Origin of the sequence: Lelliottia sp. 489 (assembly GCF_050435885.1) — a bacterium.
Lineage (GTDB): Bacteria > Pseudomonadota > Gammaproteobacteria > Enterobacterales > Enterobacteriaceae > Enterobacter > Enterobacter nimipressuralis.
The window spans coordinates 106,905-114,423 of sequence record NZ_JBNDLC010000009.1; the positions used below are offsets into that span (position 1 = coordinate 106,905).

The window sequence follows — 7,519 nt, forward strand, 5'->3', positions numbered from 1 at the left end:
CTCCGACACTCTTTACGCAGATGCTTGAGCGGGCTGGTTATCGCGTTTCCAAGAATTCTGTTACACTCCCGTCATAGGCCTGAACACCCTATACCTGCTGCGCCACTGGAGAGACACCATGGCGCAAACACCAAACCAGAATAAATTCCTACTGACCCCTCAAAAGGCCAGCGATTTCCTTTTGATGTCATTCCTGCAGGGGGTGGCATGAAGAAAAGCTGGTTCACTCACTCCGGACTGACAACCGAAGAAGCCAATGAGCTGGTGGCGCGCTATCAGTCTAAAGGCGTTCCCGTTGAGAAAAGCCTCGATACTGATCCTCGGCTTTGGATAGTCAGCGCATTACTCCCACAGCAAAAATCCTCACCTAAGACAGCGCAAAGCATGCGCTCCCGGACATGGGGATGATCGTGACAGTCTACAACATCCTCCCCATGGGTAAGCCCCGCATGACGCGTGCAGACAAATGGAAGAAGCGCCCTGAAGTTATGCGTTACCGTGCCTTCTGCGATCACGTCCGGCTCATGGGCATCTGCATGCCTGAATCAAATTCACACGTTACCTTCGTTCTTCCGATGCCGAAGAGCTGGAGCAAAAAGAAGCGCGCAGAAATGAACGGGCAGCCTCATCAGGGCAAACCCGATCTCGATAATCTGCTGAAGTCTCTGATGGATGCGCTCTTTGAAGACGACAAGCATATCTGGGATTCAAGGATAACGAAGCTCTGGGGCGAAAACGGGCAGATCATTATCAAGGAGAGCGAGTAATGCGTGCGCTTTTGAAACCTGTGATTGCGAGAGAACTTGGTGTCGTGCTGTTGAAGCCGGGCAGGGAACTGATGGAGTTATTCACAGCAGGCAGAATCCTGATCGAGCGCCAGCCAGAAAGTATGGCCGAGTATCAAACTGGTCGTGTTCCGGATGCGCGGCAGCCACTGGAAGACAACGAGCAGCTGCGAAGCTTCTTCTTGAATGAAAAGGTCCTGATTGCAGCCGGTGGAATAAGCGGGCTTGATTACTGGTTGCTGAAGTACGGCGGCGGAAATTGCCAGTACGCTCACAGTGATTACCACTATCACGAACTAACCATCATGCACCATGAGCCGGGGTCTATCCTGCTTTGTGGCTATTGCGACAACCAACTGCGAGAGCAGCGTACCGAGGCGCTGGCAGAACTGGCACGCAGAAACCTAATTGCCTTTGTTCTGGATTCTATTCGTATTTGTCTCGGTATCGACAAAAGTCGCGAGATTTCCCTCGCGGAACTCAGCTGGTGGGCTGTTCGTAAGTCAGTAACGGATGCTTTACCGGAATGTTGTGCTCGGGAAGTGCTTCGTTTACCCGAAGAAAGCGAGATTGGACGCGAAAGCGATATTACACCTGCAGTAACGGCCACCAGCATCCTTGGCGAATTAGTTTCAGCTGTTGATCTGCCTGATACGCTAACAGAACCGCTGGTGGTCGTGATAGTGGATCCGGCACCGCCTCAATCTTTTATGCGTCGTCCAAAGCGCCTGCGCTGGGAAAATCGCGATTATCTGAATTGGGTTAAAACACAGCCCTGCGAATGCTGCCAGCAGCAATCAGACGACCCGCAGCACTTAATCGGATGGGGGCAGGGTGGCATGGCAACGAAAGCGCACGACATTTTCTCCATTCCACTTTGCCGAAAACATCATACCGAACTTCATAACGACCGCCTGGCATTCGAGCGCAAATATGGCTCACAGCTAGAAATGATTAAAAACGTGCTGGACCGGGCATTTGCGCTCGGCGTTCTGGCTTAAGGAGAACCTATGAGCGATATGTATGAAAAAATGGATCGTTGGGGGGCGTGGGCTGCCGATGAAAATAATGGCGTTGACTGGCAACCCATTGCTGCAGGTTTCAGGGGTCTTCTGCCACATGGTAAAAAGTCTCGACTTCAGTGTAATGACGATGAGGGTATATTAATTGATGGGTGCCTAACAAGACTAAAGAAATATAAACCCGAAGAATACGAGTTAGTAATTGCACATTTTGTTATGGGCATATCATTACGCACTATTGCCAAAAAGAGGAAATGCTCTGATGGTACGGTCAGGAAAGAATTACAGTCTGCGCTGGGCTTTGTTGATGGTATTATCTGTATTCTCAATGTACAGGAGGCATAAACTTTAAAAATATCCCCACGATGCCTACGCAAGTGGGCATCCATGCAAGAGATAACAGGCAGTCTAAAACATTTCTACAGAAAGTTTCATTATCATTTAACTTTTCAATAACCTCTTGAAGGCTACATTTAAGGTCGGTAGTATCATCTTTTATTCGAATGTTTAGTTGTTTAAACAAAACATCTTTAGAGTGTGAGATGCGCTCCAATTGTTTTTTTTGTGATAATAGCATAGCGGATGAAATTACTGCTGTGATAATCACGCCCGCGAAAGTAATAATCCATTCTGAGTTTGTTGTAAGCTTAAAGATAGCCAAAGATGCTGCTAATGAAATAGGTATTGCCAATGCTTTACTTGAGATGTCAGATATGATCTTTGACAATTTCTCTGAATATTCAATTTCAGCATCAACAACTTCTTTTCTGGCTTTGTGGAAAGAAAAGGCAGACATGTACGAGGCTAAATTATTGGAATATAACTGACAGATGTCATCCCAGTTTTTAATTATTTCTGAGAATGAGTTGCCATTTCTTTCAACGTACTCAATGATTGTGTTTCTGAATGTGTTAACTTTTTCAATGTAGTGAATGTCGGCACTCGATTCTAGTGAGACCAGTGACCTTATTAAATCCAGATTAATAATATTATCATCCACAACGTCTTCTGAAAAATTAGTTTCTATTACTATTGAAGTTGATTTAGACTCGGAGTGTAGTACAAATACGAGTCTAAAAAAGGTGCCTTTACTATCATGTTTGATATCATGAAAATGAGCTAATTTAGAAAGATTGAAAATAAGGTTGCAAATACTTTCTATTTTTTGAATGTAAAGGGGCTTTTGATTGTCTGTAGAATAATAATTATCTTCGACTATATAGTAAAAGTCTGGCATCATCCCTTTTTTTAATGTGTGGATTTTTACGAAATCACTTCGTTTTTTATAAAAACGATTAGCACTACCTTGGTTAACTTTAAATGTAAATTCCAGCTTTTTCCCTGCTTCTGGGAAATCCTCTGTCGCATAACATGGGGTTCCGTCAACTTCTACATCATCTAAAGAACCAAACTGAGGATTTATATTGTACAATTTTTCAAATAGTGATTTTGTTGTTGTGGTAAAATCAAGGCATGCAGAGAATTTATCACCATCAAAATACGGGTGATTTGATAACCTATACAACTCTACCACCAAACAAAAATCATTCATTTTAATTAATCACCATCACATGGGTTATTTAATTCTTTTAATGCGGTTCTAATTTTCGTAACTGCTTCTATTGGTAAATTATTAAAAGTTAAGCTTGCACTTTCATCATTATAATATACCTTCGCATCAATAGTCGAGCCTAGCAAGTCTTTATCGAAGTTAAAACTTAATGAAGGTGTTTTATAAATAACATTGCGAATTTTATCTAAGGAGGTTTTATTTATAACGAATTCAGAAGGAATGCGAACTTCTTCACTATTTAGATGCTTCATAAGTTTTTCAACTAATGATGTTCTTTCACTCTCGTCCATTGCAGACATATGGTTAGTTGCTACAGCTTCAATGTCTGAAAGTTTAGCTGAGTGTTTATTTTCAAATTGTTTTTCTAAGTACTTGATAACGTCGTTTCTAAGCATGTCAGCATGCGCTTTCAGTGCAGGTGCAGCTCTGCAAAAACGCCTGATTTCATCAGGAAGTTTTCTGGTCGCGCCAGCAGATGCAATACCTTTATCACATCCCAGGGCGGCTATAAAGTAAGCTGCTGCTGATTGCCCGGTAGTTTTGCTAATGAAGCTTAAATAACTAAGTTCGGTTTTTTTAAGATCATCCGCAACTTGATATTCTTCGTAATTTCTAAAGTTTATTTTTGCAGCTTGATTAATATTCCCTAGTTCCAGATGAATCATTTCTTCGGGTTCGAGTTTATCACTTATAGTTACACCATTGGTTTTTTTTATCATTGTTACTAACAAATAACGAAAACCAGACGTGATGTAGTCTGTGAAAACAACATAACCTCCAGACGCCCATGGTTGACTCATAGCAGCATGATACATTTCTTTCATGACTTGTTTAGTTAAGCTTATAAAATCCTTTGAGACAGAATCTTTTACTAAAGAATAGTCATGAAACAAACCAGGCACAGGTCCCTGCTTAGTCTTTTCATTAATGAAAATCCCATAGTGCGCAGAATTTCCTTTCGAGCCATATAAATCTATAACTCCATCAACGAGTTTTTTCACTATCTCGTTAGTTTTAACGAGTTCTGTGTCACGTAAATTATATGGTTTTGAATGATTAAAATCTTTATTGGACTCTTTTATCAACTCATGCACTATGACGTGTCTGATAGTAATGTTGGTCATTTTTTAGACGCCCTTGTCTGAAAGCCGTAATTTATGTATGAGATTAATAAAAAACTAACGCGTACGCAAAATCTATCTTAATGTGTTAAGAGTTTTAACTTAGTCACATCACTTAATCATAAACATCCGTCATTTTTTTGCGGGTTGTGACGTTTCCTTGGCTGCCAATTGGTAGCCTTTTTTATTCCTAAAACACGCACCCGCAACGTAGCGAGGTGAGAGCATGTATCGAATGGAAAAAATCACTACGGGTATTGCATACGGAGCATCTGGAGGGGGGACCGGATACTGGCTGCTTCAGCTCCTCGACAAAGTCTCCCCATCACAATGGGCGGCCATTGGTGTGTTAGGTAGCCTCATGTTTGGTTTGCTGACGTGGTTGACGAGTTTGTACTTCCAAATCAAAGCGGATCGCCGCAAAGCTGCGCGAGGTGAGTGATGTCGAATAAGTCAAAGCTCAGCGCAGCAGTGCTGGCGCTAATCGCGTCCGGAGCAACTGCGCCATTTATTTTCGACCAATTCATCAGTGAGAAAGAAGGTAATGCGCTGGTGGCCGTAGTGGATCCGGGTGGGGTCTGGTCTCTATGTCACGGCGTGACCGTCATCGATGGCAGGCGTGTTGTTAAAGGTATGACGGCCACTGAGGAACAATGCCGCAAAGTTAACGCTATTGAACGCGATAAGGCATTAACCTGGGTTGATCGTAATATCAAAGTGCCTCTGACAGAGCCACAGAAGGTGGGTATCGCATCCTTCTGCCCGTACAACATTGGTCCCGGTAAATGCTTCCCTTCGACATTTTATCGGCGCATCAATGCAGGCGACCGCATAGGTGCATGCGAGGCAATCCGCTGGTGGATTAAGGACGGTGGACGTGATTGCCGCCTGACTAAAGGCCAGAAGAATGGCTGTTATGGGCAGGTCGAGCGGCGCGATCAGGAAAGTGCGCTGGCGTGCTGGGGGCTGGACCAATGAAAATTTATCCGGGTCTTATAGGCGTTGTCGTTATTGCTGGCCTTTCGGTCGCTCTCGTTAAGAGTTGCTCAGACGCCAGTAGCCTTAAGAACGATAACGACGTTCTGCGAAGTGATAACTCTTTGCAGGGGCAGGTGATCGCCACCCAGGCATTCAACTTCAATCGATTCAATCAGGTTGCAGAACATGCCTACAGGCTTAACTCCCTGATCGACACCAGCACCGAAGAAACCGTAATCGAATACCGAGAGATTCTCCGCCGTGAAAAAACCTGTGATTTGCCTGTTCCTGCTGATATCGCTGGTGGGTTGCTCGAATACGCGTACCGTCTACGTTCCAGCGCAATGCACTCCGCTACCAGCAGACCTGACGAGACCGATGATCGTACCTTTGCCACCAATTCAATGACGTATTGCCAGGCGGTTTTGTGGATTAAGCCGTTACTGGCGGTCATCGAGAAGGGAAACAATGATCTCGCCAGTATTCGGAGTATAGAAAATTTCAGGAAATAATGTATGTAAACGACGTGGCGTATTTTTATTTATTTCTAATTATCAAGCTATTGTCTTTCAGAAAGTAGAGTTCTGAAAGACACACGATATTTCAATTGATTATATTTTTAATTGCCATTTTTAAGTCTACTAAATCATCGGTTTTAAGTTTGCTTAAAGAGTCGGCAATAACTTCATTTTCATCTGCTAGTATTTCTTTTTTGGCCGAATATAATTTCGGGTTAATTGAAAACGCACCGTTGCTAAGTATGATTGGTTGTTCTAAAAAACCTAAGTATGCAGAAAAGGCTCGATGCAAGTTTTCAATGTAATCTTTGAATTTAGTATCGGTGACGCTATGATAACGTAATGATTTGTATAGGCTTTGATAGTTTTGGTAACGTAGTTCCTGTGTGGAGTTGGAGAAGGCTCTACATTCTTTGATTAATTCGTCTTCCTTGGTTAATGTCCCGTTTCTTCCGTAGAAATTATTAAGATAACCAATTCTCGCTTCAATGTTCTTATCTAGGAATGTTACAACTCCAATAATGGAATTTGAAAATACAAGATAATCTGTTGCTCCTTGGAATACGGCGCTTTTGATTTTTTCAGCACCCCAATTTTGGGCAATGCTAAATGCTAGATAAACAGTTAAGATTGATGTCATGCAACTTAAACCAGCAATTATGGTTGCTAGTTCGTATTTTATTATTAGATGTCTTGAGATGAAAACATCAAATAAAATTATTGAAATACTCCACATGAATATAATTACAATTATTTTTGCGAAATTTTCTAACATTTTGAGTTCTTTATTTGAGTTAAGTTGTTTTAAATTACCAGGTATTATAACCCATTGTAATATCGCTGTATTTAAAAAAATCGTCGCTAAGTTTGTTTGGGTCCTTCTGGACATTCTAGATGCTTACGGGGCGGCGACCTCGCAGGTTCTCGCTATTTATGAAAATTTTCAGGATTTTGCCGTTTCCGTTCTTCTTCTTTATAAATTATTGTTTTTACTGGCGATAACCTACCAAAAGAAAGGAAGTGTCGAAGCCGGGTTGAGGTCATTTTACCCGTGATGGTTTCCTTACCTTGTTTTTCGCCTGGAGTTCGTCATGGAGGTCAATAAAAAACGCCTTTCAGAGATTTTTGGTGTCAGCATTCGCACGATCCAGAACTGGCAGGATCAGGGAATGCCAGTTGCGCGCGGTGGCGGTAAAGGGAATGAAGTGCTTTATGACTCAGCCGCCGCAATTGAATGGTATTCCGCGCGAGACGCAGCGATAGAAAACGAAAAGCTGCGCAAAGAGGTTGAACAGCTGAGAGTTGATTCAGAATCAGACCTTCTGCCAGGCACGATTGATTATGAGCGCCATCGGCTTACCCGAGCCCAGGCTGATGCTCAGGAACTAAAAAATGCAAAAGAGTCCGCTGAGGTGGTGGAGACCGCATTCTGCACGTTCGTGCTGTCGCGGATAGCCGGAGAGATTGCCAGTATCCTTGATGGAATACCTCTGTCGGTTCAGCGGCGCTTTCCGGAACTGGA

12 protein-coding genes are annotated in these 7,519 nt (G+C 42.9%); 9 read left to right on the forward strand and 3 right to left on the reverse strand.

Features of this window, described 5'->3' with window-relative positions; all coding sequences use genetic code 11:
• Nucleotides 1–207: 207 nt before the first annotated feature.
• From ABIE11_RS20440 to ABIE11_RS20455, 4 genes are read left to right on the forward strand one after another with little or no spacing between them, the layout of a single operon-like run.
• Nucleotides 208–408, forward strand: coding sequence for a hypothetical protein (locus ABIE11_RS20440; protein ID WP_429185281.1), 201 nt, complete (start codon nucleotides 208–210; stop codon nucleotides 406–408).
• On the forward strand, nucleotides 399–767 hold the full coding sequence (locus ABIE11_RS20445; RefSeq protein ID WP_429185283.1) for a RusA family crossover junction endodeoxyribonuclease: 369 nt from the start codon (nucleotides 399–401) through the stop codon (nucleotides 765–767). Before ABIE11_RS20440 ends, ABIE11_RS20445 begins: the two co-directional genes overlap by 10 nt.
• Nucleotides 767–1,786 (forward strand): DUF968 domain-containing protein, encoded by a 1,020-nt coding sequence (locus tag ABIE11_RS20450; protein WP_429185284.1) that lies wholly within the window; start codon nucleotides 767–769, stop codon nucleotides 1,784–1,786. The genes ABIE11_RS20445 and ABIE11_RS20450 overlap by 1 nt, the downstream gene beginning before the upstream one ends.
• Nucleotides 1,787–1,795: 9 nt before the next feature.
• Complete coding sequence (locus ABIE11_RS20455; protein ID WP_429185285.1) at nucleotides 1,796–2,152, forward strand: antiterminator Q family protein; 357 nt, start codon at nucleotides 1,796–1,798, stop codon at nucleotides 2,150–2,152.
• On the opposite strand, the gene ABIE11_RS20460 is transcribed toward ABIE11_RS20455, so the two are convergent.
• Both ABIE11_RS20460 and ABIE11_RS20465 read right to left on the reverse strand, forming a co-directional pair.
• On the reverse strand, nucleotides 2,133–3,359 hold the full coding sequence (locus ABIE11_RS20460) for a hypothetical protein (protein ID WP_429185286.1): 1,227 nt from the start codon (nucleotides 3,357–3,359) through the stop codon (nucleotides 2,133–2,135). The two genes, ABIE11_RS20455 and ABIE11_RS20460, sit on opposite strands and share 20 nt — an antisense overlap.
• 5 nt (nucleotides 3,360–3,364) lie before the next feature.
• On the reverse strand, nucleotides 3,365–4,504 hold the full coding sequence (locus tag ABIE11_RS20465) for a nucleoid-associated protein (RefSeq protein WP_429185287.1): 1,140 nt from the start codon (nucleotides 4,502–4,504) through the stop codon (nucleotides 3,365–3,367).
• 223 nt (nucleotides 4,505–4,727) lie between these two features.
• On the opposite strand from ABIE11_RS20465, the gene ABIE11_RS20470 reads away from it, so the two are divergent.
• From ABIE11_RS20470 to ABIE11_RS20480, 3 genes are read left to right on the forward strand one after another with little or no spacing between them, the layout of a single operon-like run.
• The gene (locus ABIE11_RS20470; RefSeq protein ID WP_000286102.1) at nucleotides 4,728–4,943 is read left to right on the forward strand and encodes a class II holin family protein; all 216 of its coding nucleotides are present in this window, start codon (nucleotides 4,728–4,730) and stop codon (nucleotides 4,941–4,943) included.
• A complete protein-coding gene (locus ABIE11_RS20475) occupies nucleotides 4,943–5,479 on the forward strand; it encodes a lysozyme (RefSeq protein WP_429185288.1) in 537 nt (178 codons plus the stop codon). The genes ABIE11_RS20470 and ABIE11_RS20475 overlap by 1 nt, the downstream gene beginning before the upstream one ends.
• Nucleotides 5,476–5,991, forward strand: coding sequence for a hypothetical protein (locus ABIE11_RS20480; RefSeq protein WP_429185289.1), 516 nt, complete (start codon nucleotides 5,476–5,478; stop codon nucleotides 5,989–5,991). Before ABIE11_RS20475 ends, ABIE11_RS20480 begins: the two co-directional genes overlap by 4 nt.
• 91 nt (nucleotides 5,992–6,082) lie before the next feature.
• Here the strand turns inward: ABIE11_RS20480 and ABIE11_RS20485 are convergent, their stop codons facing one another.
• Nucleotides 6,083–6,637: a hypothetical protein gene (locus ABIE11_RS20485; RefSeq protein WP_429185291.1), complete on the reverse strand. Its 555-nt coding sequence runs from the start codon at nucleotides 6,635–6,637 to the stop codon at nucleotides 6,083–6,085.
• On the opposite strand from ABIE11_RS20485, the gene ABIE11_RS20490 reads away from it, so the two are divergent.
• Nucleotides 6,636–7,052 carry a hypothetical protein gene (locus ABIE11_RS20490; protein WP_429185292.1) on the forward strand — a complete coding sequence of 139 codons (417 nt, stop codon included), beginning with the start codon at nucleotides 6,636–6,638 and terminating at the stop codon, nucleotides 7,050–7,052. The two genes, ABIE11_RS20485 and ABIE11_RS20490, sit on opposite strands and share 2 nt — an antisense overlap.
• Before the next feature lie 36 nt (nucleotides 7,053–7,088).
• Nucleotides 7,089–7,519 (forward strand): terminase small subunit (locus tag ABIE11_RS20495; RefSeq protein WP_429185293.1); only part of this gene is annotated, 431 nt, incomplete at its 3' end.